27 protein-coding genes, 1 other RNA gene and 2 pseudogenes are annotated in these 25,824 nt (G+C 62.8%); 9 read left to right on the top strand and 21 right to left on the bottom strand.

The window, feature by feature from the left end:
- Positions 1 to 162 precede the first annotated feature (162 nt).
- A complete protein-coding gene (locus tag CK218_RS09800; RefSeq protein ID WP_095827535.1) occupies positions 163 to 801 on the bottom strand; it encodes a TetR/AcrR family transcriptional regulator in 639 nt (212 codons plus the stop codon).
- Positions 802 to 912: 111 nt separating this feature from the next.
- On the opposite strand from CK218_RS09800, the gene CK218_RS09795 reads away from it, so the two are divergent.
- Positions 913 to 1,746: an NAD(P)H-binding protein gene (locus CK218_RS09795; protein WP_095827534.1), complete on the top strand. Its 834-nt coding sequence runs from the start codon at positions 913 to 915 to the stop codon at positions 1,744 to 1,746.
- A gap of 1 nt (position 1,747) precedes the next feature.
- Positions 1,748 to 2,225, top strand: a pseudogene (locus CK218_RS09790) (DUF1772 domain-containing protein).
- Positions 2,226 to 2,254: 29 nt separating this feature from the next.
- Here CK218_RS09790 and CK218_RS09785 read toward each other — a convergent pair.
- The 3 genes from CK218_RS09785 to CK218_RS09775 all read right to left on the bottom strand — a co-directional run bounded on the left by CK218_RS09785 (position 2,255) and on the right by CK218_RS09775 (position 3,896).
- Positions 2,255 to 2,566: a SelT/SelW/SelH family protein gene (locus tag CK218_RS09785; RefSeq protein WP_095827533.1), complete on the bottom strand. Its 312-nt coding sequence runs from the start codon at positions 2,564 to 2,566 to the stop codon at positions 2,255 to 2,257.
- Positions 2,567 to 2,599: 33 nt separating this feature from the next.
- Positions 2,600 to 3,349: a YebC/PmpR family DNA-binding transcriptional regulator gene (locus CK218_RS09780; RefSeq protein WP_067001721.1), complete on the bottom strand. Its 750-nt coding sequence runs from the start codon at positions 3,347 to 3,349 to the stop codon at positions 2,600 to 2,602.
- Between the two features lie 223 nt (positions 3,350 to 3,572).
- A complete protein-coding gene (locus tag CK218_RS09775) occupies positions 3,573 to 3,896 on the bottom strand; it encodes a helix-turn-helix domain-containing protein (RefSeq protein ID WP_095827532.1) in 324 nt (107 codons plus the stop codon).
- A gap of 51 nt (positions 3,897 to 3,947) precedes the next feature.
- On the opposite strand from CK218_RS09775, the gene CK218_RS09770 reads away from it, so the two are divergent.
- Together CK218_RS09770 and CK218_RS09765 are read left to right on the top strand one after the other, a co-directional pair.
- On the top strand, positions 3,948 to 4,430 hold the full coding sequence (locus CK218_RS09770; RefSeq protein WP_095827531.1) for an SRPBCC domain-containing protein: 483 nt from the start codon (positions 3,948 to 3,950) through the stop codon (positions 4,428 to 4,430).
- Positions 4,431 to 4,478: 48 nt separating this feature from the next.
- Positions 4,479 to 4,847 carry a VOC family protein gene (locus CK218_RS09765; RefSeq protein WP_095827530.1) on the top strand — a complete coding sequence of 123 codons (369 nt, stop codon included), beginning with the start codon at positions 4,479 to 4,481 and terminating at the stop codon, positions 4,845 to 4,847.
- Between the two features lies 1 nt (position 4,848).
- Here the strand turns inward: CK218_RS09765 and CK218_RS09760 are convergent, their stop codons facing one another.
- The 5 genes from CK218_RS09760 to ssrS all read right to left on the bottom strand — a co-directional run bounded on the left by CK218_RS09760 (position 4,849) and on the right by ssrS (position 8,054).
- Positions 4,849 to 5,616 (bottom strand): TerC family protein, encoded by a 768-nt coding sequence (locus CK218_RS09760; protein ID WP_067001713.1) that lies wholly within the window; start codon positions 5,614 to 5,616, stop codon positions 4,849 to 4,851.
- An 80-nt stretch (positions 5,617 to 5,696) separates the two neighbouring features.
- On the bottom strand, positions 5,697 to 6,521 hold the full coding sequence (locus tag CK218_RS09755; RefSeq protein WP_067319494.1) for a YmdB family metallophosphoesterase: 825 nt from the start codon (positions 6,519 to 6,521) through the stop codon (positions 5,697 to 5,699).
- Between the two features lie 190 nt (positions 6,522 to 6,711).
- The gene (locus CK218_RS09750; protein ID WP_095827529.1) at positions 6,712 to 7,137 is read right to left on the bottom strand and encodes a DUF3592 domain-containing protein; all 426 of its coding nucleotides are present in this window, start codon (positions 7,135 to 7,137) and stop codon (positions 6,712 to 6,714) included.
- Between the two features lie 94 nt (positions 7,138 to 7,231).
- A complete protein-coding gene (locus tag CK218_RS09745) occupies positions 7,232 to 7,816 on the bottom strand; it encodes a 5-formyltetrahydrofolate cyclo-ligase (protein WP_095827528.1) in 585 nt (194 codons plus the stop codon).
- 82 nt (positions 7,817 to 7,898) lie between these two features.
- Positions 7,899 to 8,054, bottom strand: a non-coding RNA gene (gene ssrS / locus CK218_RS09740) — 6S RNA.
- A gap of 150 nt (positions 8,055 to 8,204) precedes the next feature.
- Between ssrS and CK218_RS09735 the strand changes: the two genes are divergently transcribed.
- The 5 genes from CK218_RS09735 to msrB all read left to right on the top strand — a co-directional run bounded on the left by CK218_RS09735 (position 8,205) and on the right by msrB (position 11,987).
- Positions 8,205 to 9,044 carry a MoxR family ATPase gene (locus CK218_RS09735; RefSeq protein ID WP_095827527.1) on the top strand — a complete coding sequence of 280 codons (840 nt, stop codon included), beginning with the start codon at positions 8,205 to 8,207 and terminating at the stop codon, positions 9,042 to 9,044.
- 90 nt (positions 9,045 to 9,134) lie between these two features.
- Positions 9,135 to 9,581, top strand: a complete 447-nt coding sequence (locus CK218_RS09730) for a GNAT family N-acetyltransferase (protein ID WP_095827582.1) — start codon at positions 9,135 to 9,137, stop codon at positions 9,579 to 9,581.
- Positions 9,582 to 9,633: 52 nt separating this feature from the next.
- Positions 9,634 to 10,245 carry a type II toxin-antitoxin system HicB family antitoxin gene (locus CK218_RS09725; protein ID WP_245299748.1) on the top strand — a complete coding sequence of 204 codons (612 nt, stop codon included), beginning with the start codon at positions 9,634 to 9,636 and terminating at the stop codon, positions 10,243 to 10,245.
- 10 nt (positions 10,246 to 10,255) lie between these two features.
- Complete coding sequence (locus tag CK218_RS09720) at positions 10,256 to 11,446, top strand: VWA domain-containing protein (protein WP_095782592.1); 1,191 nt, start codon at positions 10,256 to 10,258, stop codon at positions 11,444 to 11,446.
- A gap of 136 nt (positions 11,447 to 11,582) precedes the next feature.
- Complete coding sequence (msrB, locus tag CK218_RS09715; protein WP_095809928.1) at positions 11,583 to 11,987, top strand: peptide-methionine (R)-S-oxide reductase MsrB; 405 nt, start codon at positions 11,583 to 11,585, stop codon at positions 11,985 to 11,987.
- A 52-nt stretch (positions 11,988 to 12,039) separates the two neighbouring features.
- Here the strand turns inward: msrB and CK218_RS09710 are convergent, their stop codons facing one another.
- The 12 genes and pseudogenes from CK218_RS09710 to CK218_RS09655 all read right to left on the bottom strand — a co-directional run bounded on the left by CK218_RS09710 (position 12,040) and on the right by CK218_RS09655 (position 25,811).
- Positions 12,040 to 12,339, bottom strand: a complete 300-nt coding sequence (locus tag CK218_RS09710) for a hypothetical protein (protein ID WP_082980670.1) — start codon at positions 12,337 to 12,339, stop codon at positions 12,040 to 12,042.
- A gap of 7 nt (positions 12,340 to 12,346) precedes the next feature.
- Positions 12,347 to 12,787: a hypothetical protein gene (locus CK218_RS09705; protein WP_067001692.1), complete on the bottom strand. Its 441-nt coding sequence runs from the start codon at positions 12,785 to 12,787 to the stop codon at positions 12,347 to 12,349.
- Positions 12,788 to 12,907: 120 nt separating this feature from the next.
- Positions 12,908 to 13,168 (bottom strand): DUF2312 domain-containing protein, encoded by a 261-nt coding sequence (locus tag CK218_RS09700; RefSeq protein ID WP_067001689.1) that lies wholly within the window; start codon positions 13,166 to 13,168, stop codon positions 12,908 to 12,910.
- Positions 13,169 to 13,522: 354 nt separating this feature from the next.
- Positions 13,523 to 16,981: a pyruvate carboxylase gene (gene pyc, locus CK218_RS09695; protein ID WP_095827526.1), complete on the bottom strand. Its 3,459-nt coding sequence runs from the start codon at positions 16,979 to 16,981 to the stop codon at positions 13,523 to 13,525.
- Between the two features lie 263 nt (positions 16,982 to 17,244).
- Positions 17,245 to 18,363: a branched-chain amino acid ABC transporter substrate-binding protein gene (locus CK218_RS09690; RefSeq protein WP_067001684.1), complete on the bottom strand. Its 1,119-nt coding sequence runs from the start codon at positions 18,361 to 18,363 to the stop codon at positions 17,245 to 17,247.
- A 139-nt stretch (positions 18,364 to 18,502) separates the two neighbouring features.
- Positions 18,503 to 18,850 carry a DUF6867 family protein gene (locus CK218_RS09685; RefSeq protein ID WP_067001681.1) on the bottom strand — a complete coding sequence of 116 codons (348 nt, stop codon included), beginning with the start codon at positions 18,848 to 18,850 and terminating at the stop codon, positions 18,503 to 18,505.
- A gap of 17 nt (positions 18,851 to 18,867) precedes the next feature.
- On the bottom strand, positions 18,868 to 19,596 hold the full coding sequence (locus CK218_RS09680; protein ID WP_095827525.1) for an ABC transporter ATP-binding protein: 729 nt from the start codon (positions 19,594 to 19,596) through the stop codon (positions 18,868 to 18,870).
- A gap of 23 nt (positions 19,597 to 19,619) precedes the next feature.
- Positions 19,620 to 20,702: pseudogene (locus CK218_RS09675) on the bottom strand (ABC transporter ATP-binding protein); the annotation flags it as partial.
- Entirely contained in the window at positions 20,702 to 22,093 is a 1,392-nt protein-coding gene (gene livM / locus CK218_RS09670; protein ID WP_067001672.1) for a high-affinity branched-chain amino acid ABC transporter permease LivM, read from the bottom strand. The pseudogene CK218_RS09675 and the gene livM, both read right to left, overlap by 1 nt.
- A 5-nt stretch (positions 22,094 to 22,098) precedes the next feature.
- On the bottom strand, positions 22,099 to 23,001 hold the full coding sequence (locus CK218_RS09665; RefSeq protein ID WP_067001669.1) for a branched-chain amino acid ABC transporter permease LivH: 903 nt from the start codon (positions 22,999 to 23,001) through the stop codon (positions 22,099 to 22,101).
- Between the two features lie 455 nt (positions 23,002 to 23,456).
- Positions 23,457 to 24,458 carry a 4-hydroxyproline epimerase gene (locus CK218_RS09660; protein ID WP_095827523.1) on the bottom strand — a complete coding sequence of 334 codons (1,002 nt, stop codon included), beginning with the start codon at positions 24,456 to 24,458 and terminating at the stop codon, positions 23,457 to 23,459.
- Between the two features lie 36 nt (positions 24,459 to 24,494).
- Entirely contained in the window at positions 24,495 to 25,811 is a 1,317-nt protein-coding gene (locus CK218_RS09655) for an FAD-dependent oxidoreductase (protein ID WP_245434956.1), read from the bottom strand.
- Between the last annotated feature and the right edge of the window lie 13 nt (positions 25,812 to 25,824).

Here is a 25,824-nt window from a genome sequence, read left to right as displayed (position 1 = left end):
GCAATCTGTTCTCCCTAACAGAATGCAGAAACTACTTCACTGCCGCAGGCTATGGACTCACATGAAAATCCGCCGCTCTAAACGTGTCGCAGATCAAAACCCGCCTCCGAGGCGGGTTTTTTGTTGGCCACAGACGCTGCGGGAAACCCGACCAGGTTGTACCTACCCTTCCACCAGCTCCCGCAGCGCCATGCGCTTATAGGCCGCGACCAGCCTGTCGCCCTCCTCCCGGTCGACGGAGATCGCCAGCCGCATGACCGCCTCGCCCATCTGCCAGACTAGCAGCGCCGCCGTCTCCATCGCCACGGTATTTGCGCCGGGACGCAACCGCTTCAGCACCGCGACGAGGAATCGGGCATTGGCCCGGCTGTCGGCCAGTTCGAGTTCGCGCAAGGCCTTGTCGGCCTGCGTGCCCGACCAGATGTCGCGCATCACCGGTTCGGCCAGGAACATCCCGTAATAGATGTCGACCAGCTCCGAAAACGCCTGCTTCAGCCCTTCGGCGTCGCTGACGTCCTTCAGCGCCGCCGAAATGCAGGCCTGGCTTTCGGCGGTGTAGCGCTCGGCCAGCGCCCAGACGATCGCCCGCTTGTCGGGAAAGAACTGGTAGAGCGAGCCGATCGACACCCCTGCTCTTTCCGCCACCTCGCCCATGCGCATGGCATTGCTGCCTTGCTCGGCGATCAGCGCCGCGGCAGCGGCAAGCATCCGCTCGACCCGCTCGCGGCTGCGCTGCTGCGTCGGCGCTCGCCGGGGCATTGCGATTTCCTGGTCGAGCTTCGCGGCTACCCTGCCTTGCATGAGCTTCCTCCGAAAGATCCTCGAGAAACTGGCTTGACTCACAAAATACGAGCGGTTATCACGTTTTGCAAACATGAGGACTACTCATATTAAGAAAACGAGGAGATCGAGATGACCGACACGTCACGGAAACCGATTTTGATCCTGGGCGGCACCGGCAAGACCGGCCGGCGGCTGGCCGAACGGCTGACCGCCCGCAGTATCCCGGTGCGGATCGGCTCCCGCGCAGGCACGCCTCCCTTCGACTGGTCGGACAAGAAAACCTGGGGCGCGGCCCTCGACGGCGTCGGCGCCGTCTACATCAGCTACTATCCTGACATCGCGGTGCCGGGCGCCGCCGAAACTGTCGAGGCGTTGGCCAAACTTGCCGTCGAGCGCGGCATCAAGCGGCTGGTACTGCTCTCCGGTCGCGGCGAGACGGAGGCTCAGCGCGCCGAGGAAATGGTCAAGGTCTCCGGTGCCGATTGGACGATCCTGCGCTGCTCATGGTTCTCGCAGAATTTCAGCGAAGGCTTCCTCATCGAATCCATACTCGAAGGCGAAGTCGCCCTGCCGGTCGGCGCTGTCGGCGAACCCTTCGTCGATGTCGACGATATCGCCGATGTCGCCGAAGCCGTGCTGACGGAGCCGGGCCATGCCGGCCAGCTTTACGAACTCACCGGCCCGCGTCTGCTGAGCTTTGCTCAGGCCGTCGCCGAAATCGGCAAAGCCACTGGCCGCGACATCCGCTATCGGCGGATCTCGCATGCCCAATTCATCGAAACGGTGGCTGCGCACAACCTGCCGCCGGAATTCGCCTGGCTGCTCAACGAGCTCTTCACCGAGGTGCTCGACGGCCGCAACGAATCGCTGACCGACGGCGTGCAGCGCGCGCTCGGCCGCCGGCCGAAAGACTTCTTCGCCTATGCAATCGAAACCGCAGCCAGCGGCGTCTGGAGTAACTGAGATGATGAAAATTCTTCCCGCCCTCGCCTTCATTGCCGCGATCGGCTCTGGCGTGGTCGGCGGCGTCTTCTTCGCCTTTTCCAATTTCGTCATGGCAGCACTTGCCAGGCTGCCCGTCCCAGCCGGCATCGCAGCGATGAATTCGATCAACATCACCGTAATTACGCCCGCCTTCATGACGGCGCTTTTCGGCACCGGCCTCATCTGCCTGGTGCTGATTGCCGCTGTCATCATGGGGCTGGAGCCAATCGGGCTCGTACTGGCTGCTTGCCGGCGCCGTAATCTATCTCGTCGGCAACCCGATCGTGACCATGGTGTTCAACGTACCGCTCAACGACGCCCTGGCCGCCGTCGACCCGGCCAGCAGCAACGGCGCCGCCGTGTGGGCGAACCATCTGCGCCAATGGGTCATGTGGAACCACGTCCGCACCATCACCGCGATCGTGGCGATGGCCTGCTTCATCCTGGCGCTGATTTGAAGAGAGCGGCCAGCGGATAAAACACCACCTCAGGCGGGGTCCGTCTTCTTGTGCGTCTTGCGGTCGGCGTGTCCCAGATCGCGCTCCGGGTCGATGACATCGCGGACCAGTTGCTTGAGCTTCGCCGCGTCCGGAAAACCGCCGTCGCGCTTGCGCTCCCAGACAAGCTGGTCGTTGCAGGAGATCGTGAAGATGCCGCCGGTGCCTGGCACCAGCGTCACCTCGCCGAGATCGGTGCCGAAGGTCGAGAGCAGCTCCTGTGCCATCCAGCCGGCTCTGAGCAGCCACTGGCATTGCGTGCAGTAGGTGATGCGGACGGCGGGCCGCGGCTTCTCGCTCATGTCGGATCGAGTTCCGCTCATACGGTCAGCCGATCAGGCCGCGCTGAGCTTGGCCATGGTTTCGTCGTCGACCTCGAAATTGGCGTAGACGCTCTGCACGTCGTCGTCGTCCTCGAGAGTGGCGACCAGCTTCATCAGCGACTGCGCCCGTTCTTCATCGACCGGCACATTGTTCTGCGGCTGCCAGATCGGCTTCACCGACTCCGCTTCGCCGAGCGCGGCTTCGAGCGACTTCGATACCTCGCCGAGATTTTCGAAGCTGCAATAGACGGTGTGGCCTTCCTCGTCCGACTCGACGTCGTCAGCACCGGCCTCGATCGCGGCTTCCATCACCTTGTCCGCGCTGCCGGCCGAAGCCGGGTAATAGATCTCGCCGACGCGGTTCCACATGAACGACACCGAGCCGGTTTCGCCGAGCGCCCCGCCGGCCTTGGTGAAGGCGGCGCGCACATTGGACGCCGAGCGGTTGCGGTTGTCGGTCAGCACCTCGACGATCAGCGCCACGCCGCCGGGGCCATAGCCCTCATAGCGCACGGCCTCGTAGTTCTCGGCATCGCCGGCGGAGGCCTTGTTGATGGCGCGCTGGATGTTGTCCTTCGGCATCGACACCGCCTTGGCGTTCTGCACCGCAAGGCGCAGCCGCGGGTTCATCGCCGGGTCCGGCGTGCCGGTCTTGGCGGCGACGGTGATTTCGCGTGCCAGCTTGGAAAACATTTTCGACCGCACCGCATCCTGGCGGCCCTTGCGGTGCATGATGTTCTTGAACTGCGAATGGCCAGCCATGGCACCCCTGTCGTGTTCGGCTAGAGCATTTCTCGGCCGGGCGCGATCACCCGGCATCGGCAAATGCTCGAATTCAAAAATTCAGAACGCTGCAAGCGTGCCTGCGAAGGCCCGCGGCGCTCTCTGTCGGAATGGCCGGCTTATAGATAAATCGGCTCAATTCGTCCAGCCGGACCGTCGACCCTGACGGCGTACACACCGAGATTGCCCTTGCAGCGCGGCATCATCCCTCCAGATCCGACTTCAGCCGGTCGAGGATGCTGATCGCATGGCCGGCATATTGGCCGATCCAGCGGTCGTGGATCTGCCTGATCGGCAGCGCGTTGAGATGGTTCCAGCGCTCGCGCCCCTCGCGCCTCGCCACGACCAGATCGGCCTCTTCCAGCACCTTCAGATGCATCATGACCGTGCAGCGATCCATGTCCGGGAAAGCCTCGCAGAGCGCCCCGGTGGTCTGCGGCTGATCCTTGAGGCGGTCGAGCAACTCGCGCCGGCGAGAGTGCGCCAAGGCCTTGAAAACACGATCGTCCGAGGTTTGGCTTGACATGTTATGTTTCTATAACATATTGTTTCACGAGGCAAGGAAGGAGCTGTGGATATGTCTCTTGGATTCAGGATTTCCGGACGCATCGGCAAGCCGGTCGCCGAAGTCTTCGACGCCGTGGTCAACCCGACGAAGCTCAGCGGCTATTTCACCACCATTGGCGGCGCCTCTGCTCCGCTGGTCGCCGGCACCACCGTCACCTGGTGGAAGACGGTGCCGGTCGAGGTCGACGAGGTGATCAAGGATAGGCGTATCGTGCTGCGCTGGGACGCGGCCGACACTGACGGCAAGCCGGCCTACAAGACACGCATCGAGATGAACTTCGAGCCGTTGGACGACGGCGGCACCTTCGTTACCATCGCCGAGGCCGGCTGGCACGAAGGCGAGGTCGGACTGAAGAAATCCTACCTCGATTGCGAGGGCTGGTCGCAGATGCTCGCCTGCATGAAGGCGTATCTCGAATACGGCATCAATTTGCGCGACGGCTATTATCGCGCCGAGATGAAAGGCGAGCCGGCCAACGAGACCAATATTTGACTCCCTTTGAGCGAGGAGGCCCGGCCGTGAAGGTAACGCCGTTTCCTGATGTTCGAAGGTCAGGCCGAGGAGGCCATGACCCTCTATTGCGACACCGTTCCAGAAAGCCGCGTTGTCGACGTCACACGCTATGGCGCCGGTGAGGACGGACCCGAAGGCACGCTCAAGCTGGCCCGCGTCGTGATCGGCGGCACGGAGGTCATGGTCTTCAACAGCCCCGTGCATCACGCCTTCTCCTTCACGCCGTCGTTCTCGCTCTTCGTCGACTGTTCCTCCGAGGAGGAGCTCGATCGCATTGTCGGGGTGCTGGCCAAGGACGGCGCGTTTCTGATGCCGACCGACGATTACGGCTTCAGCCGCCGTTTCGCTTGGCTCAACGATCGCTTCGGCGTTTCCTGGCAGATCAACCTGCCCTAGTTTAATGCCCGCCGCCGGACCGCTGCTTCTTTCGACGCCGCGCCAGCATGTTGAGGCCCTCGACCAGCGCGGAAAAACCCATGGCGGCGTAGATGTAGCCCTTGGGCACGTGATAGCCCATGCCGTCGGCAATCAGCGTCATGCCGATCATCAGCAGGAAGCCGAGCGCCAGCATCACGATTGTGGGGTTCTTGGCGATAAAGTTGGCGAGCGGCGTCGCCGCCAGCATCATCACGCTCACCGCCACGATGACAGCGATGTACATGATGGCGATCTCGTCGGTCATCCCGACGGCGGTGATGATGGAATCGATCGAGAAGACGAGGTCAAGCAGCAGGATCTGGAAGATCGCGCCGGCCAGGCTCATCTGCAGTGTGCCGCCCATCATCGAGTCCTGATGATCCTGCGGATCGACCGTGTGGTGGATTTCCTTGGTCGCCTTCCAGACAAGGAACAGGCCGCCGGCGATCAGGATCAGGTCGCGCCAGGAAAAGCCATGCCCGAACGCCGTGAACACCGGTGTCGTCAATTGCACGATGATCGAGATCGTGGCGAGCAGCACCAGCCGCATGCCCAGTGCCGCCGAGATGCCGAGTTTGCGGGCGCGGGCGCGCTGCGCTTCCGGCAGCTTGTTGGTCAGGATCGAGATGAAGATCAGGTTGTCGATGCCGAGCACCACCTCCAGCACCACCAGCGTCAGCAGCGCGATCCAGGCTGTGGGATCGGAGACAAAGGCAAAGTGCGGCGCCAGGAACTCGACAAGCTGCATGGAGGTCGTCCCCTCTACGATCTAGAGCAGTTTTCGCGGGTTTCGTCGCCAGTTAGGTACGACCGGTGCTCATATCAATATCATGACCAGAAGGACGGCGCGGTTTCCTCGAGTCTCGGCCCGCGGCGAAACGGCGCGATCTTCTCGGCGAGCCCGGTGCGGTCGGAAATTTCCACGCCGACGCCGCACAGCGTCGCCGGTCCATTCGCGGCCTCGAAACGACCTTTCGGCACTTTCGACAGGAAGCGGTTGAGCGGCTCTTCCTTGTCCATGCCAAGCGAGGAATCATAGTCGCCGCACATGCCGGCGTCCGAAATATAGGCGGTGCCGCCGTTGAGTATCTGATGATCGGCGGTCGGCTGGTGCGTGTGGGTGCCGACCACAAGGCTGGCACGGCCGTCGACGAAATGCGCGAAGCACATCTTTTCCGAAGTCGCCTCGGCATGGAAATCAATCACTACCGCGTCGGCCTGTTCGCCAAGCGGACAGGCGGCAAGCTCGCGCTCGCCGGCCTGGAACGGATCGTCGAGCTCGGGATGCATGAAGACGCGCCCCATGATGTTGGCGACCAGCACCCGCGCGCCGTTCCTGGCGATATAGACGCCGGAACCACGCCCCGGCGTGCCCTTGGGAAAATTGGAGGGGCGCAGGAAGCGCTCCTCGCGCGGCGCGAAGACCAGCGCGTCGCGCTGGTCCCAGACATGGTTGCCGGTGGTGACGACATCCGCGCCCGCCGCGAGCGTCTCGCGAAAAATCTCCTCGGTGATGCCGAAGCCGCCGGCGGCGTTCTCGCCATTGACGATGACGAAGTCGAGCTTGAAGTCGGATATCAAGCCCGGCAGCTGTTCCCACACCGCCGTGCGCCCAGTTTTTCCAACCATGTCGCCGAGGAAGAGAAGTCTCATACGATCCCGCGTCGAAAGTCCGCCAAGCAAAAGCTACATGACTTTCCGCAAAAGATCATGCGTTTCTCAACCGCTTTTCTACAATTGCGGCGTGAACCGGCGCAACCCGCTCCCGGTGAGTATTTCCGGGATGATCACATGATGGTCTTATACGGCACCACCGCCTCGTCCTAGCAGCCGAAGGCGACGTCTAACGCACGCTCCGTCCGCGCAGCCAGAAAAACCAAACGTAGAAGACGGTGAAGCCGCCGGTACCTGCAAGGATCAACAGCATGCCGCGCCAGCCCTTCATTCCGGCGGTATCGAGGATCGCTGGATCGCCAGGGTCGTAGTAGAATTTCACCTTGTCGCCGATCGACGCCTCGTGGAGACCGACAAGGTTTCCCTTTCCGGACCAGGTCATCGGCACGTCGTCAACCACATAGGCGAGGGCGACATTGATGCGCTCTATGGCGAGGCCATTTTTGTGCATTTCAGTGAAAGGACTGACATCCGTCACGGTAGCGACCGTCTGCCCCCAGGCGGCTTGGTGGTACAGGGTGGTTCCGGTGATATGCAATCCCATCGCAAACAGTGCTGCCGCGATCAGAGCAAACGGCATCAGGATGAATCGCATGAAGACAAAATCCCTTGCTAGGCCTCAACTTGGATTGGATAGCAGGAATACTGTTGGATAGGTATCGGAATCGCGCGAAGCGGATCGGAATACTCTAAGAGGCGGTAAACCGGCGTAACCCGCTCTCGGTGAGTATTTCCGGGATGATCACGTCATGGTTCTCATCCGGCACTTGCGCCACCTCTTGGCAGTCGAACGCAATGCCGATCAGCCGCGGCGGCAGCCCTTTGTCGGCCAGCCTGGCGATCGCCCGGTCGTAATAGCCGGCGCCGTAGCCGATGCGGTGGCCGCGCGCGTCGAATGCTGCGAGCGGAACAAACATGAGCGAGGGGTCGAGCTCTTCGGCCTCCTCGTGCGGTCCGACCGTGCCGAAACCCATCTCGACCATTGGCGCGCCGCGCACCAGCTCGCGGAAGACGATGGTTGTCTTGTCGAGGATCGCCGGCAGGCAAAGCCTGGCGCCTTTCTCGCGCAGCGCGAACATCAGCGGCCGCACATCGACCTCGGAGCGCATCGGCCAGAAGCCGGAGACGATCTGGCCCGGTTCGACGGCGATCTGGTCACGCGCCGTCTCAGCCATTTCGAGCGCGATCTCGACCCGCCAGAATTCGTCCAGCGCATCCCGCCGCGCCAGAGCTTCCTTGCGAAGCTGTTTTTTCAGGTCTTTTGATGAGGTCATGCGCAGACGTTAGAAAAGGTCGTATCCGGACGAAGTTGCAGGAGCGACGCTTTCTACCGCATCAAATTCAAAAACGGGAGAGTGGCGATCCACACAACCGGTGGAGAGGTCGATCCCGGGTGCCTACAAAGTAGGTGGGCGCCGTGTGAGAAAACCCACGGGTCTTCCCAGGGACAGCTCCCTAAGGATCGATAAGGCCCCGGGGATAAGTTTCTCCTGCCGGGAAGCGCAGACCGCCAAAACCAATATAGGCCCATGGTTGACCGAGCGCCAGAAGGACACCGCTCCAAGCGGCCGCAAATCTGCGTCATGGGCCTTGCGGCGTTGTCATGCCTTGCACAGCCTGGCCAGCGTCCTTAGGGTCGCGGCCCAACGATCAGGAGAAGAAATGCGTTTCGAAGGCACCGCGGCTTACGTCGCCGACAAGGATTTGATGGTGGCGGTCAACGCCGCGATCGCTCTGGAGCGACCGTTGCTGGTCAAGGGCGAGCCGGGCACCGGCAAGACCGAACTCGCCCGTCAAGTGGCGGCGGCGCTCGGCCTCGATTTCATCGAATGGAATGTCAAATCGACCACCAAGGCGCAACAGGGCCTCTACGAGTATGACGCCGTCTCGCGGCTGCGCGACAGCCAGCTCGGCGACGACCGGTTCAGCGACATCAAGAACTACATCAAACGCGGCAAGCTGTGGGACGCCTTCGCGGCACCGAAAAAGGTCGTTCTCCTGATCGACGAGATCGACAAGGCCGACATCGAATTCCCCAACGATCTTCTGCAGGAACTCGACCGGATGGAGTTCTTCGTCTACGAGACCGGCGAGACCATCCGCGCCGAATTTCGGCCGATCGTCATCATCACCTCCAACAACGAGAAGGAGCTGCCGGACGCCTTTCTGCGCCGCTGCTTTTTCCACTACATCCGCTTCCCCGATATCGAGACGCTGCACCGGATCGTCGACGTGCATTATCCCGGCATCAAGCAGAATCTCGTGCGGGCCGCGCTTACCCAGTTCTACGAGATCCGCGACGTGCCCGGGCTGAAGAAGAAACCATCCACCTCCGAAGCGCTCGACTGGATCCGACTGCTGGTCGCCGACGACATCGCGCCGGAGGATCTGCGCGCCGATCCGAAGAATATGTTGCCGAAGCTGCATGGGGCGCTGCTCAAGAACGAGCAGGACGTGCACCTCTTCGAACGCTTGGCCTTCATGGCCAGGCGCCAGCAATAGGCTTGGCAGCAATAGCGCTTTGTCCGTCTGTGGACCGTTGCCGACAGGCGGCGGTTGCCGCAGCTTCCGACCAAAACGTTGGAGAAAAACATGTCCGAGATCACCGTCCGCCCGCTTACCCAGTCCGACCGCTCCGACTGGCGCCGGCTATGGACCGCCTACCTCACCTTCTACGAGACCAAGCTGCCGGAAGAGGTCTACGACGTCACCTGGAAGCGCCTGTTCACGCCTGGCGAGTTCGAGCCGAAAGGCTTTATCGCCACGCTTGAGGGCAAGGCCGTCGGCCTGACCCACTATCTCTACCACCGCTCCTGCTGGTCCGAGGTCAACACCTGCTATCTGCAGGATCTGTTCGCCGACCCCGAAGTGCGCGGCAAGGGCATCGGCGCGGCGTTGATCAAAGCGGTGCAGGACGAGGCCGGCAAGATCGGCGTGAAGAACGTCTACTGGATGACGCACGAGACCAACGCTATCGCGCGCCGGCTGTACGACCATGTGGCGCGGCGCACGGGCTTCATCGAGTACGATCTGTTGTGAAACGGTTGAAACCGGTCCAGCTGCGCAATATATTGCGCATCGGAAAGCCGCCGTGCCGCTGATTGAGACTAACACGCGCAAGATCATAGCGCGGCTTTTGCGCGACGGCTGGTCGAGCGTCGGAGGCGGGAAGCACGACAAATACGAGCACCCCGGGAAAACCGGATGTGACCATCATCGTGCCGCGGCACCGCGAGCAATCTCCGGGCGTTGCACGCTCGATCGCCAAGCTCGCCGGATGGATTTGAGGCCTGATCGCATGACGCATTATATCGGAGTTCTGGACGGCGCAGATAATGTCTGGGGAATCCGGGTCCCCGACCTCCCGGGCTGCCATGGCGGCGGCGCCAGCCCCGAGGAGGCGATTGCCGATGCAACATCGGCGATACGCGAATGGGCCGAAACTCGGTTGGCAAAGCACGTCTCGTTACCCGAAGCACGAACGGTGGCGGACTTGTTACGATCAGGTGAGATCGATAGCGCCGCAGGCGAGTCTGCCGTCATGATCCCGCTGCTGATCGACTCCGGTCGGTCAGTCCGGGCAAACCTGTCGTTGGACGCTGGTCTGCTTGCGGCGATCGATACTGAAGCCAGCCGCCGGGGCCTGACGCGCTCTGCCTTCATTGCGAGTGCCGCGCGTGAAAAGATCGAGGGGCAGAGATAGCCGTCTGGCGATGTTCATCCCCTTCTTCCTTGAACTGAAAGCCGCGCGGGTTCCCGTTTCGCTCCGGGAGTATCTGTCGCTGCTGGAAGGCCTGGAAGCTGGGCTGGTCGACTACGACGTCGAGGGTTTTTACTACCTCGCGCGCTCGGCCCTGGTGAAGGACGAGCGCCATATCGACCGTTTCGATCAGGTGTTCGCGCATGTCTTCAAGGGCGTCGAAGCGCTCGCCGGTCCGGACGCTGTCGACGTCGCCAACATCCCCGAGGAATGGCTGCGCCGGCTCGTCGAAAAGCACCTGAGCGACGAGGAGAAGAAGCTGGTCGAGGCGCTGGGCGGCTTTGACAAGCTGATGGAGACGCTAAAGCAGCGCCTGGAGGAGCAGAAGGGCCGGCACCAGGGCGGCTCGAAATGGATCGGCACCGGCGGCACCTCGCCCTTCGGCGCCTATGGCTACAATCCGGAAGGCGTGCGCATCGGCCAGCACGAAAGCCGCCACCGTCGCGCAGTGAAAGTCTGGGACAAGCGCGAGTTCAAGAACTTCGACGACGCGATCGAGCTCGGCACCCGCAACATCAAGGTGGCGCTGAAGCGGCTGCGGCGCTGGGTGCGCGAGGGCGCCGAGGAAGAGTTCGACCTGCCCGGCACCATCCACGCCACCGCCGAGCACGGCTATCTGGACGTGAGAACCCGGCCGGAGCGGCGCAACGCGGTGAAGCTCCTGATGTTCTTCGACGTCGGCGGCTCGATGGATGGTCACGTCAAAACCGTCGAGGAGCTGTTCTCCGCCGCGCGCGCCGAATTCCGCCAGCTCGAGTATTACTACTTCCACAATTGTCTTTACGAGCGCGTCTGGAAGGACAATCGCCGCCGCCTGGCCGAGACGATCCCCACCTTCGACCTTATCCACAAATATGGGCCGGACTATAAGGTGATCGTGGTCGGCGACGCCTCGATGAGCCCTTACGAAATTGCGCATCCCGGCGGCTCGGTCGAGCACTGGAACCCGGAGGCCGGCGGCGTCTGGCTCGGTCGGCTGCTGCAGCAGTGGCCGAACGCGGTCTGGTTGAACCCTGAGGCTGAGAAGAACTGGCGCTACACCCATTCCATCGCGATGATCAGCGACATCTTCGGCGGCCGCATGTTCCCGCTGACGCTTGCCGGGCTCGAAGCGGCAACGAAGCAGCTATCGAGGAAGCATTGAGCGTGACAGTCATTCGCGGAAACCAGCGGCGATTGCGTTGTCAGTCCAAGCGCTGGTCAGTGGTGTAACAAACACCTATCTTCGTGCGAACATGACATGCCAACCAACAACGAGCCGCCAAGGCCGAGGAGATTTCATGGACACCCACGCCTATCCCGTCACCCGCACCGATGCCGAGTGGCGCGCCCGGCTGACGCCGGAGCAGTATGCCGTCATGCGCAACCACGGCACCGAGCGTCCCGGCAGCTGCGCCCTGCTCTACGAGAAGCGCGCCGGCACTTTCTTCTGCGTCGGCTGCGACCAGCCGCTGTTCGAATCCAAGCTGAAGTTCGAGAGCGGAACCGGCTGGCCGAGCTTCAACGATCCGGTCCCGGGCTCGATCGAGACCACCGTCGACCGCAGCTACGGCATGGTCCGCACCGAGTGCCACTGCTCGCGTTGCGGCAGCCATCTCGGTCATGTCTTCGAGGACGGTCCGCCGCCGACCGGCCTGCGCTATTGCATCAACGGCGTGGCGCTGCGCTTCGAGCCGGCGGCCTGACAGGCAGTTCGTCGTAGCTTTGTAAGGGCGGCTTCGGCCGCCCTTTTTCGATTCAGACGACGACCGTCGCGATCAGCCAGAGCGCCGAGCCCAGCATCATCAACTGCGCCTTGAACCCGCCGGCCGTTTCCGCCGTCCGCCAGACGGCAAGGGCGAGAAAGATGTTGTAGGGGGCGGGAAGGAAATGCACCGTGAGCACCAGCCAGAGCGGCAGCTTCAGCCCAAGCAGGACAAGCGCCAGCCCGGACGAAGCGATGTTGATCGCCGTGCCGGCGAGCAGCATGTCGCGCCAGAACAGCCGGTCGAGCGGCACAATGCCTTGCCAGCGCGAGCGGAAGAAGCCGGCAACCATCTGTGCTCTACTCCTGCCTCAGCACTTGGGTGACGGCTTGCTCGAAGCGCGAGCATTCCGTCGCCAGCCAGTCGGCCATGGCCGGCCAATTGTCCTCGGCAAAGCAGTTGACCCGCCACTGCGAATTTATGCCGAGATTCTGCGCGCTCTGCTCCGGCCTGAGCTTCAGCCGCGCCTCGATCGCCGGTTGGAATGGCATCAGCCGCGTCCAGACCTCCGTCGCGCCGAGCTTCTCGTTGCGGCCGAAGAAGACGCCGACCACGTTCTCGCTTGGCGCGACATACATGGACAGCACCAGGGCGAACTCCGGCATTCCGCGCTGCCAGAACCATGGCCCGCGTCGCGCCAGCCGCGCCCTTTCTTCCGGGTGCCGTTCGGCGAACAGCGCCCAGAACCCGCGATGCCGGAACTCCGAAGCGCGATGGCCGCCGAAGTCGAACTCACTCATGGCCGTCCCTAGAGGCAATTCCAGGAAGTGTAACGGTTTCCGTCCGGAATTGCGCAAAAGCAAATGGTTGGAGCAGTTCAGCGATTCCATCAAAACGCTGAACTGCTCTAGCCGCGAGCCTTAGACCATGCCGAGCGCGGCCTTGTACAGATCGAGGATCGACTCCTCCTCCTGGCGCTCGGCCTGATCCTTCTTGCGCAGCCGGACGATGGTGCGGATCGCCTTGGTGTCGAAGCCGGTGCCCTTGGCCTCGCCATAGACGTCCTTGATGTCGTCGGAAATCGTCTTCTTTTCTTCCTCGAGCCGCTCGATGCGCTCGATGATGGCGCGCAGCTGGCCGGCGGCTACAGTCTGGCTGGTCTCGGTGATCTCGTCGGCCATTTTTTCTCTCCGCGTTTTTTTGCGCCACGGCGATTCCCGCCCGGCAAAATTGGAGCGGGTTCGATGCCCGAGCAGGCGCGGCGGGTCAAGACATTATCGATGCGGCATGAAGGGTTGGAGCACCCCAGGCTGTGCTGAGATTCTGGTCAGGCCGAGCCGGAGTCGAAGACGGGCGCGAAGCGGCGAGAACGGTTGTTCCGAGAACCGGAGCCGAGCATGCTTGAAGTACGTGGGCACGGGCCTAAGCTGGCCGTAGCCTTAACTGCGACGTGCCTGGTGAGTGCTTCGGCGGCGAAGGCCGGAACCCCAGGAAGCCGGCGTTTGCAGGCCGGCCTCACCTGAACATCAGCACATTCAGCCAAAGGCGATGAGCAAATCCTTCGCATCGATCTGGTCGCCGGCCTTGACCAGCACCTCTGCCACTACGCCGTCGCGCTCGGCGTGCAACGCGGTCTCCATCTTCATCGCCTCGATCGAGAGCAGCACGTCGCCCGCCTTGACCGCCTGGCCTGGCGCCACGGCAAGAGCCGACACCACGCCCGGCATCGGCGCCCCGACATGCGCCTCGTTGCCCGGCTCGGCCTTGCGCCGCGCCTTGGCGGCCGAAGCGCCATGCGCGCGGTCCGGCACCTTCACGCGACGCGGCTGGCCGTTGAGCTCGAAGAAGACGGTGACCATGCCTTTTTCGTCGACGTCGCCGAACGCCTGGCAGCGTATCACCAGGGTCTTGCCCTTCTCGATGTCGACGAAGATCTCGTCTTCCGACTTCATGCCGTAGAAATAGGTCGGCGTCGGCAGCACGCTGACCGGGCCATAGGTCTCCTGAGCGGCGGCGAAGTCGGTGAAGACTTTCGGATACATCAGCCAGGAGGCGAATTCGAACTCGGTGAGCTTGCGCTCGAGCTTCTCCTCGATCTCCTTGCGGCTGGCCTTGAGGTTCGCCGGCTTGAGCAGCGAGCCCGGCCGGACGGTGATCGGCTTTTCGCCCTTCAGCGCCTTCTTCTGCAGCGCTTGCGGCCAACCGCCCGGCGACTGGCCGAGATCGCCGCGCAGCATCGAGACGACCGAGTCCGGGAAGGCGATGTCCTTCGCCGGGTTCTCGACATCGGTGACCGTGAGGTCCTGGCTCACCATCATCAGCGCCATGTCGCCGACCACTTTCGACGACGGCGTCACCTTGACGATATCGCCGAACATCAGGTTGACGTCGTGATAGGCCTGCGCCACCTCGTGCCAGCGCGTTTCGAGCCCAAGCGAGCGCGCCTGTTCCTTGAGATTGGTGAACTGGCCGCCCGGCATCTCGTGCAGATAGACTTCCGAGGCCGGTCCCTTGAGGTCGCTTTCAAAAGCGGCGTATTGGTTGCGCACCGCTTCCCAATAGAACGAGACGTGGCGGATCCACTGCGGGTCGAGGCCGGGGTCGCGCTCGGTGCCCTTGAGCGCCTCGACGATCGAGCCGAGGCAAGGCTGCGAGGTGTTGCCGGAGAACGAATCCATCGCCGCGTCGATGGCGTCGACGCCGGTCTCGACCGCCGCCAGCACCGTCGCCGCCGACAGGCCGGAGGTGTCATGCGTGTGGAAATGGATCGGCAGGTCGGTCTCTTCGCGCAGGGCCTTGAACAGCACGCGCGCCGCCGAGGGCTTCAACAGGCCCGCCATGTCCTTGACGGCGATGATATGCGCGCCGGCCGCTTCCAGTTCCTTCGCCAGCCCGACATAATATTTCAGGTCGTATTTGGCGCGCGCCGGATCGAGTATGTCGCCGGTGTAGCACATCGCCGCTTCGATCAGCTTGCCCTCGGCACCCACCGCGTCCATCGCGACGCGCATGTTCTCGACCCAGTTCAAGCAGTCGAAGACGCGGAACAGGTCGACGCCGCCGGCGGCTGCCTGTTTGACGAAATGCTGCACGACATTGTCGGGATAGTTGGTGTAGCCGACGCCGTTGGCGCCGCGCAGAAGCATCTGCAGCAGAAGATTGGGGGCTGCCTCGCGCACTCTGCTCAGACGCTCCCACGGATCCTCGGTGAGGAAGCGCATGGCGACGTCGAAGGTGGCGCCGCCCCAGCATTCCAGTGAGAGCAGTTGCGGCAGCGCCCGCGCATAGGTGCCGGCGATGCCGGCGATGTCGTAGGTGCGCATGCGGGTGGCGAGCAGCGACTGGTGTCCGTCGCGCATCGTCGTGTCGGTAACGAGCACCTGGGCTTGCTCGCGCATCCATGCCGCGAACTTCTGAGGCCCAAGCGCGTCGAGCCGCTGCTTGCTGCCGTCCGGCACCTTGCCGTTGAGATAGGGCACCACAGGCGCCGCCGCATCCGCCTTCGGCATTGGCCGTCCGCGCGTCTCGGGGTGGCCGTTGACACTGACGTCGGCGAGATAGTTGAGCAGCTTGGTGGCGCGGTCCTGCCGCTTGACCTGCTCGAACAGCTCCGGCGTCGTGTCGATGAACTTGGTGGTGTAGGAATTGTCGGCGAAGCTCGGGTGGTTGATGATCGCTTCGAGGAAGGTGAGATTGGTGGCGACGCCGCGGATGCGGAACTCGCGCAATGCCCGGTTCATGCGCGCGATCGTCTCGGCCGGCGTCGGCGCCCAGGCCGTCACCTTTTCGAGCAGCGGATCGTAGAACCGGGTTATGACCGCGCCCGAATAGGCGGTGCCGCCGTCGAGGCGGATGCCGAAGCCGGTGGCGCCGCGATATGCGGTGATGCGCCCGTAATCGGGGATGAAATTGTGTTCCGGGTCCTCGGTGGTGATGCGGCACTGCAGGGCGTGGCCGTTGAGCTTGATGTCCTTCTGCGCCGGCACGCCGGATTCCGGCGTGCCGATGGCGAAGCCGTCGAGGATGTGGATTTGCGCCTTTACGATATCGATGCCGGTCACCATCTCGGTGACCGTATGCTCGACCTGGATGCGCGGGTTGACCTCGATGAAATAGAACTTGCCGGTGTCGGCGTCCTGCAGGAACTCGACGGTGCCGGCGCCGATATAGCTGGTCTCGCGCGCGATCTTCAGCGCGTAGCCGCAGAGTTCCTCGCGCAGTTTCTCGCTGAGGTAGGGAGCCGGCGCACGTTCGACGACCTTCTGGTTGCGGCGCTGGATCGAACAGTCGCGCTCGAACAGATGCACGGCATTGCGCTGCGTGTCGCCCAGCACCTGCACCTCGACATGGCGGGCGCGCTCGATCAGCTTTTCGAGATAGACCTCGTCCTTGCCGAAGGCGGCCTTCGCCTCGCGCTTGCCTTCCATGACTTCGCGCGCGAGGTCGGCTTCAGCGCGGATGGCGCGCATGCCGCGGCCGCCGCCACCCCACGAGGCCTTGAGCATCACCGGATAGCCTATTTCCGCGGCGAGCTTTTTCACCTCGTCCATATCGTCGGGCAGCGGATCGGTGGCGGGCACGACCGGCACGCCGACCTCGATCGCCAGGTTGCGCGCCGCCACCTTGTTGCCGAGCCGGCGCATCGTCTCGGGCTTCGGCCCGATGAAGGTGATGCCAGCGGCAGCGCAGGCCTCGGCGAATTCGGGGCTTTCCGACAACAGGCCGTAGCCGGGGTGGATCGCATCGGCACCCGAGAGGCGCGCGACGCGGATCACCTCGTCGATCGACAGATAGCTTTCGATCGGACCCATGTCCTTGGTGAGATGCGGACCGCGCCCGACCTGGTAGCTTTCGTCGGCCTTGAAGCGGTGCAGCGAATATTTGTCCTCTTCCGCCCAGATCGCCACGGTTTTGAGGCCTAGTTCGTTGGCCGCGCGAAAGACGCGGATGGCGATTTCGGACCGGTTGGCGACGAGGATCTTCGTGATTGCCAAGGACTGGGCTCCAGTAGCGGAAGGTGAGGTGAACCGGCGCAATGATTAGCGTGAAAATGCTGCAGCGCAAACAAAATAGCGCGACACTTCAATCGATTTAAATCGTTTGTTTGCGCCAAACCTTCGCGACGGCCTCCGAGCGCCTGGACGACAACGCCGACGAACTCGGCGAGGGACACGAAGGCAGGCTGGATGCGCGGCCAACAAAAAATGCCCGGCGCTCAGCGCCGGGCATCTCGGAAAGTCGGCTCTTCTTTGCCGGCTTATTGCTCGAAGTAGGAGTACTTGCCGTCTTCGCCCTTCTTCCAGGTGTACATGACATAGTCCGGGCGGGTGATGTCGCCCTTGGAGTCATAACCAATGTCGCCGATGGCGGTCTTCCAGGGGCCGCCCGACTTGATCGTCTCGGCGACTTTCTGCGCATCGTCGGCGGAGCCGGTCTTCGTGATGGCCGCAGCGATGATCTGGATCGCGGCGTAGGAGTAGAGCGTGTAGGCCTCCGGTTCGAAACCGGCAGCGCGGAACTTCTCCACGAGCTCCTTGGCGTTCGGGTTCTTGCGCGGATCCGGCGCGAACGTCATCAGCGTGCCTTGGACGGCGTCGCCGGCGATCGAGGCGAGCTCGTTCGACACGATGCCGTCGCCCGACATGAACTGGGCCTTGAGGCCCTGGTCGGCGAGCTGGCGGATGATGAGGCCGGCCTCCGTATGCAGGCCGCCATAGTAGACGACGGAGATACCGGCTTCCTTCATCTTGGCGATGAGCGCCGAGAAGTCCTTGTCGCCGACATTGATGCCTTCATACATGGCTTCGTTGACGCCATTGGCGTTGAGCGCCTTCTTGGTTTCGTCGGCAAGGCCCTGGCCATAAGGGGTCTTGTCATGGATGAGCGCGATCTTGGCGTCCTTGAAGTTCTTGGCGACATAGTCGCCGGCAACCTTGCCCTGCTGGTCGTCGCGTCCGCAGGTGCGGAACGTATTCCACATGCCGCGTTCGGTGAACTTGGGATTGGTCGCGGCCGGCGTGATTTCGAGGATGCCATTCTCGGCATAGACCTCCGACGCAGGAATTGAGACGCCCGAATTGAAGTGGCCATCGACGAACTTGATGCCGTCGGCGACAAACTTGTTGGCGACCGAGATGCCCTGCTTCGGATCCGACACGTCGTCACCCACGCTCAGCTTAAGTTGCTGGCCGAGGACTCCGCCGGCCGCGTTGATGTCGGCGACCGCCTGTTCGGCGCCCTTCTGCAGCTGCGCGCCGAAGGCCGCGTTCGGACCGGTGATCGGACCGGCGACGCCGATCAGAATGTCGGCCCACGCGCTGCCGCTGAACGCGATGAACGCGGTCAGCGCCACGGCGGACAAGAGTGATTTTTTCATTGAAACGCTCCCATTTACGGAGTGGGCGTGGATGATACTTTCATGCGATGCCCACCCTTATCGCAGAAAGCATAGAATGCCGATTTTCAGGCACTTGTCACGCCAAATTCATTCCCCGGAACGGCGTTGATCATGAACGTCAACCCTTTGGTTTCCAGCTCAATAAGGAGGCTCTTTCGTAGAGCCAATTATACTGAGTGACCATCTGGTTCGTGCGCGTGTATTGATACCCAAGGAAGCCCAGTATCATCAGCACGATGGTGTCGACGATATAGTAGTGCAGCGAAAACATCGTGCCGTCGAACAGCGCGTGGTGGATGAACCTTATGCCGATGCCGAGTCCGAGCATATAGAGGAACAGCTGAAAGAAGCTGCGCCAGGTCTGCGCGCTCGCCTTGCCGGTCATCCACGCCGCCCATCCGCCGAGCAGGCAGGTGACGAACAGGAACTGCCAGATCGAGGCTTCCTCGTAGAGAATGCCCTGCATGATGAAGTCTCCTGAACTTAGTGGTGGCCGCCTTCGAGATAGGCGGCGCGCACTTCCGGATTGGCGAGCAGCTCCTTGCCGGTGCCGCTCATCGTCACATTGCCGTTGACCATGACGTAGCCGCGATTGGCGAGCTTCAGCGCGCCGAAAGCGTTCTGCTCGACCAGGAACACGGTCAGCCCTTGGGTCCGGTTCAATTCGCGGATTGCATCGAAGATCTGCTTGACGATCAGCGGCGCCAATCCCAGCGACGGCTCGTCGAGCAGAAGCAGCTTCGGCCGGGCCATCAGCGCACGGCCTATCGACAGCATCTGCTGCTCGCCGCCCGAGAGCGTGCCGCCGCGCTGGCCGATGCGCTCCTTCAGCCGCGGGAACAGCGCAAACACTTTCTCGGCATCCTCGTCAAAATGTTTTAGGTAGTCGAGGCTGGCGCCCATCTGCAGGTTTTCCATCACCGTCATGCGCGGAAAGATGCGGCGTCCCTCAGGCGACTGGGCGATGCGCATCCGCGCGATCTCGTGCGTCGGCAACTGCGTGATGTCGTTGCCGGCAAAGGTGATGGAGCCGCTGCGCGCACGCGGCGCGCCGAAGATCGTCATCATCAACGTCGACTTGCCGGCGCCGTTGGCGCCGATCAGCGCCACGATCTCACCTTGGTTGACGGTGACGTCGACACCGTTCAGCGCGCGGATGTTGCCGTAATAGGTCTGCACGCCCTTGATATCGAGCAGCGTTGTGCCGGCCATTACTTACGCCCTCCGCGCGGCTTGGCTGTCGAGGATTTCGCGGCCGGCTTGCCCGTGGCCCGCTCGGACGACTTTCTTGGCGCTTTGGCCTTGGCATCGACCTGAGCCGCTTTCGAGGCGCCTCTTGATACCATGACCCGTTCGCCCTCGTCCGCGTGTTCGACAGTATCGGAAACCGGCCCCGCCATCATCGAGGCGGAACTGCCCGGCCCGTGAGCCGCATCAGGCCCGGTATCGAGCTGCTCGATGACATCCTCGTCGCCGACTTCGGTCAGCACCTCTTCCACTTCCTCGTCGTCGACGCCGAGATAAGCGGCAATCACGCGCGGATCGGTCCGGACCGACTGCGGGCTGCCATCGGAGATCTTGCGGCCGTATTCCAGCACCACGACGTGATCGGAGATCTGCATGACCACCGACATGTCGTGCTCGATGAGCAGGATCGACGTGCCGGTGTTGTCCTTGATGTCCATCAACAGTTCATTGAGCGAGGCCGACTCCTTCGGATTGAGACCGGCGGCCGGCTCGTCGAGGCACAAAAGCTCAGGTCCGGTGCACATGGCGCGCGCGATCTCCAGCCGCCGTTGCGCGCCATAGGGCAGGTCGCCGGCCGGATCGTCGGCGCGGTCGACGAGATTGGCCTTTTCCAGCCAGTGCTTGGCGAGATCGATCGATTCAGCCGAGGCCTGCCGGTAGCTGGAGAAGCCGAACAGGCCGAGGAAGGTATAGCCCGAGGCCTTCATCAGCTTGTTGTGCTGGGCGACCAGGAGGTTCTCCAGCAGCGTCATGCCCGAGAACAGGCGGATGTTCTGGAAGGTGCGCGCCACTTTGGCGCGCGCCGGGATCTCGTGATTGGGCAGGCGCTCGAGCAGATAGTTCGAGCCGTCGCGCCGGCTGAGCGTGATCATGCCTTCCGAAGGTTTGTAGAAGCCGGTGATGCAATTGAACACCGTCGTCTTGCCGGCACCGTTCGGCCCGATCAGCGCGGTGATCTCGCCGCGCTTGGCCTGGAACGACAGGTCGCCGATCGCGATCAGGCCGCCGAACTTCATCGACAGATGCTCGACCTGCAGGATGAAGTCGTTCATGGAAACTTGCGCGTTCATCAGCCGTGGCCCTCCTTGGTGAAGGAGCCTGAGACCGCTTTTCGCTCCTTGAGGAAGGCTGTTGGTTCTCGACTGCCGACGAAGCCGCGCGGCTTCCACAGCATGACGATCACCATCGCAACGCCGAACAATAGCATGCGGTAGAGCTCCGGCGTGAAGTCCGGACCGAACACCACCTTGAGGAAGCCCAGCTCGCGCAGGATCTCGGTGCCGCCGATCATCACCAGCGCCGCCACCGCGATACCGCCCAACGAGCCCATGCCGCCGAGCACGACGATGGCCAGGATGATCGCCGATTCAAGGAAGACGAAGGATTCCGGGCTGACGAAGCCCTGGCGCGCGGCGAAGAACGAGCCGGCGAAGCCGCCGAACATGGCGCCGGTGGCGAACGCCGTCAGCTTGGTGGTGGTGGTGTTGATGCCGAGCGAGCGGCAGGCGATCTCGTCCTCGCGCAGCGCTTCCCAGGCGCGGCCCACCGGCAGGCGGCGCAGCCTGATGGTGACGAAGGCGGTGAGGAAGCAGAGCGCCAGGATGAGATAATAGAGGAAGATCTTGTAGTAGGCGCCCGACTGGGCGATCCCCAGCACCTTGGCGATGTAGTTCGGGTCCGAGACGTTGAACGACATGAGCCCGAAGAAGGAGACCTTCGGGATGCCGGAAATGCCGGCCGAGCCATTGGTCACCTCACGCCAGTTGATCAGCACCAGACGGATGATCTCGCCGAAGGCGAGCGTGACGATCGCAAGGTAGTCGCCGCGCAGCCGCAACACCGGGAAGCCGAGCATGACGCCCCAGAAGGCGGCCATGGCGCCGGCGGCAGGCAGCAGGATCCAGAACGACAGGCCAAAATGCGTGCCGAGCAGCGCATAGGCATAGGCGCCGACGGCGTAAAAGGCGACATAGCCGAGGTCGAGCAGGCCGGCTAGCCCGATGACGATGTTGAGGCCCCAGGCCAGCATCACATAGATCAGGATCTGGATGCCGAAATTGTCGACCCATTTCAGCGAGCCCTGGAAGCCGAACAGAAGCACCATCGCCACTGGATAGAGGATCAGCACCGTGGCGCCGATCTTGTTGAAATTTCGCCGTACGAAGCCGGGCTCCACAGCGATCGCAGGCGCCTTGGCCCTTTCAGCCCTTGATCGTTCGAGCGCCGGAACCGCATAGGCAACATAGAGGAAGCGCCCGACGACAACGGCGAGGACCACCAGGGCGAGCAGGCCCCAGCGCTGCACCAGGATCAGCTCGTTGTTGATGTTCTGATCGGTCCTGAGACCGATGAACAGCACGAACAGGCCGAGCGCGATGGCGCCGGCGTAGAGCGCTTCGCGGAACGCGCGCTGGATGGGAGTAGCGACGACGTCGCGCTCCGGAGAAACGGTAACGGCCATGAGGATCAGACCTTTTCGACTTCAGGCCGGCCCAGGATGCCGGAGGGCAGGAAGATGAGCACGATCGCCAGGATCGAGAAGGCCGCGACGTCCTTGTAGTCGATCGAGAAATAGGCCGACCACATGCTCTCGATGAAGCCGATCAAAAGCCCGCCGAGCACTGCGCCCGGCAGCGAGCCGATGCCGCCAAGCACCGCCGCCGTGAAGGCCTTCACGCCCGGCACGAAACCGTCTGAGAAGACCACCACGCCATAATACATCAAGAAAAGCGTCCCGGCGACCGCAGCAAGCGCTGCGCCCATGATGAAGGTGATGGAGATTGTGCGGTCGACGTCGACCCCAAGCAGCGCCGCCATCTTGCGGTCCTGCTCGCAGGCGCGCTGCGCCCGCCCCAATGCCGTCCTGTTGACGAGATACCAGAAGATCGCCAGCAGCACGGCGGTGACCAGCACGATGATGATCTGCTTGAGCGAGACGCTGATGCCGTCGATCGTATAGACCTGGCTGACCAGCGGCGGGATCGGCTTGTTGCGCGGCCCTTGCGTGACCTGCACGAAGTTGGACAGGGCGATCGACATGCCGATGGCGGTGATCAGCGGCGCCAGCCGGAACGATCCGCGCAGCGGCCTGTAGGCCACCTTCTCGATCGTCCAGTTGTAGAGGCTGGTGAGCAGCATGCCCACGATCATCATGATCAGGAGCGCCACCACCACCGGCACCGAATAGAACATCGCGCCGAGGATCAGGAAGACGATGAGGGCCGTGAAGGCGCCCACCATGAAGATATCGCCATGGGCGAAATTGATCATGCCGATGATGCCGTAGACCATCGTGTAGCCGATCGCGATCAGCCCATAGATAGATCCCAGCGTCAGCCCGTTGATAAGCTGCTGGACGAAATACTGCATATTTAAGCGGCTCCCCTGGAATGTCGCCTTCGAGGACGCATTCCTTTTCGTATTGCCCCTAGTCGTAAAGTTTCAAGCCCGGATTGCAACGTGATTTTTCAATCGCCGCGCGTGGTTTGGAAGCACGCTGCCCGATTGCCCGCTTTTTCGCACCCGGCCCCTGGACTATCGCGGACCCTATCATTGGCACAACGCAATGTCTTTGATGATTCAGCCGTATCATGCGCGTCGTTTCGAAGAAATCGTCGTCAAAATAAATTGATGAGAAGATTCCTTGCGTCAGCGGCAGCGCTCGATTTTGCCGTCCCGCGCATTCCGCCAAGCAAGGAATTCTGCTCGGTATGACGGTCATGTGACGGCGAGGCGAACGGCGGCCGAAATCACCTTTGCCGGATTGGTTCGGTAGTCAGGTTTCGACGAACGACGAGGCGGCCTGACGCGCCGACCGGGAGCGATCAGGTGACGATGAACCCGTGCGCGAACGGATCGCGGTCGTCGATGAAGATGGTGTTCAGTCCGGTCATACGCGCCCAGCCGCCGATCGAGGGGATGATGGCTGGTTTGCCGGCAACGCTGACCTCCTTTTCGACCCTGCCCTTGAACAGCGAGCCGATGATCGACTCATGGACAAAACTGTCGCCAACCTTGAGCCCGCCCTTGGCGTGGAGCTGCGCCATGCGCGCCGAGGTGCCGGTGCCGCAAGGCGAGCGGTCGATCGCCTTGTCGCCATAGAATACGGCATTGCGGGCATCGGCCTCGGCATCTCTCGGCTTGCCGGTCCACAGCATGTGCGACAGCCGGTTGATGCCCGGATTTTCCGGATGAATGAACGAGTATTTCTCGTTGAGGCGCTGGCGCACAAGCGGGCTCCAGGCGATAAGGTCGGCGGCCGAATGGTCGGCCATGTCGCGGTAGTTCTCCTGCGGCTCGACGATGGCATAGAAATTGCCGCCATAAGCGACGTCGACGCTGATCTCGCCAAGCACCGGGCACTCCACCGACAGCCCTTGGGCGTAGAGGAAGGACGGCACGTTGGTGATCCGCACCTCCTCGACATATTCGCCGATCTGCTTGTATTCGGCGACGACAAGGCCGGCCGGCGTGTCGAGCCTGAGCACGCCCGGCGTCTTCGGCCTCACCAGCCCATGCTCGATCGCCATCGTCACGGTGCCGATGGTGCCGTGGCCGCACATCGGCAGGCAGCCCGAGGTTTCGATGAAGAGGATCGCGATATCGCAGTCCTCGCGCGTCGGCGGATAGAGGATCGAGCCGGACATCACGTCATGACCGCGCGGCTCGAACATCAGCCCGGTCCGGATCCAGTCATATTCGGCGAGGAAATGCGCCCGCCGTTCCATCATCGTCGCGCCTTCCAGCAGTGGGCCGCCGCCGGCAACCAGCCTCACCGGATTGCCGCAGGTGTGGCCGTCGATGCAGAAGAAGGATGTCTTGGCCATGATGGCTCCCTGAAATATCAGAATTCTGGCGAATTGTCAGAACCGTTGCGGGCGGAAAGGAGTGAGATCGAGCGGCGGCGCCTGCCCGAGAAGGAGATCTCGGATCAAGCGGCCGGTCGCTGCCGCCTGGGTCAGGCCGAGATGGCCGTGGCCGAAAGCGTAGACGATGTTCGGCGCCCGCGCCCGGCCGATAACCGGCAGCGAATCCGGCAGCGATGGCCGAAAGCCCATCCACTCGCGGCCGCCCGACGGATCGAGCCCGGGCAGGAAACGCTTGGCTTTTTCCAGCATCGCCTTCGAGCGCGCGAAATTAGGCGCTCGTTCGATGCCTCCGAGCTCGACGGCGCCGCCGACGCGCAAGCCGGTTTCCAGCGGCGTGATGACGAAGCCGTGCCCGGAAAAGATCAGCTGCCGCTTCACGTCGAAGGCCGACACCGGCAGCGTGGTGTTGTAGCCGCGCTCGGTCTCCAGCGGGATGCGGTCGCCGAGATCTTTAGCCAGCAGATGCGACCAGGCGCCGGCGGCGATCACGAGCTGCTTCGCCTTTCGGGCTGTGCCGTCCGCAAGCATAAGCGTGACGCCGTTTGTTCCGGTCCCGATACGCTCGATGCGCGCGTGCTCAAAGCGGGCGCCGAGCCCCTCCGCATATGCCCAGATCGCCTTGCCGAGCAGTTTCGGATCGGCGACTGTCTTCCAGCCCGGCACGAAGGTGCCCTTGACGAAGCGCGGCGAAAGACCCGGCTGCAGCGCCGCCATCCCCTCACCCTCGACATGGCGGAAGCCTATGCCGAAACGTTCGCGCGCCCTCCAGCCGGACAGCGAGGCGCGGAACTCGGCCTCGCTTTCGTAGAGTTCGAGCGAGCCGTCCTCACGCAGCATCGGCCGCATGCCGGAGCGGTCGAGCAAACCCATCCATTCGGCTTCGGCGAGCTTCATCATGCCGGCCTGCGCCGCAAGGCTCGCCTCGAAGTGCCGGGCGGCGCCCGCGCGCCAGAAGCGGAACAGCCAGGGAAGAAGCTTAGGCAGATAGGCCGGCGGGATGGCAAGAGGCCCCAGCGGATCGGCAAGCCATTTCGGCAACTGCCTGATCATCCCCTTATGCGCCAGCGGCAGCACGTCGGAGAAGGCGAAGGCGGCAGCGTTGCCGGAGCTCGTCTCCTCGCAAATGCCCGTCCGATCGAAAATGGTGACGCTGCGTCCCGCCTCCGCGAGCAAGGTGGCGGCGCAAATGCCGATGATGCCGCCGCCGATGATGGCGATATCTTCCCCTTCTCCCCGGTCACGGGGAGAAGGCGCCCGACGGGCGGATGAAGGGCGGCGCCCCTCTTCGGTCGGCTTGGCATTTCCTTGCACGCTGGCGCTGTCC

Origin of the sequence: Mesorhizobium sp. WSM3879 (assembly GCF_002294915.1) — a bacterium.
In the GTDB taxonomy this organism is placed as follows: Bacteria; Pseudomonadota; Alphaproteobacteria; order Rhizobiales; family Rhizobiaceae; genus Mesorhizobium.
This window is presented reverse-complemented; position numbering and strand designations above follow the sequence as displayed.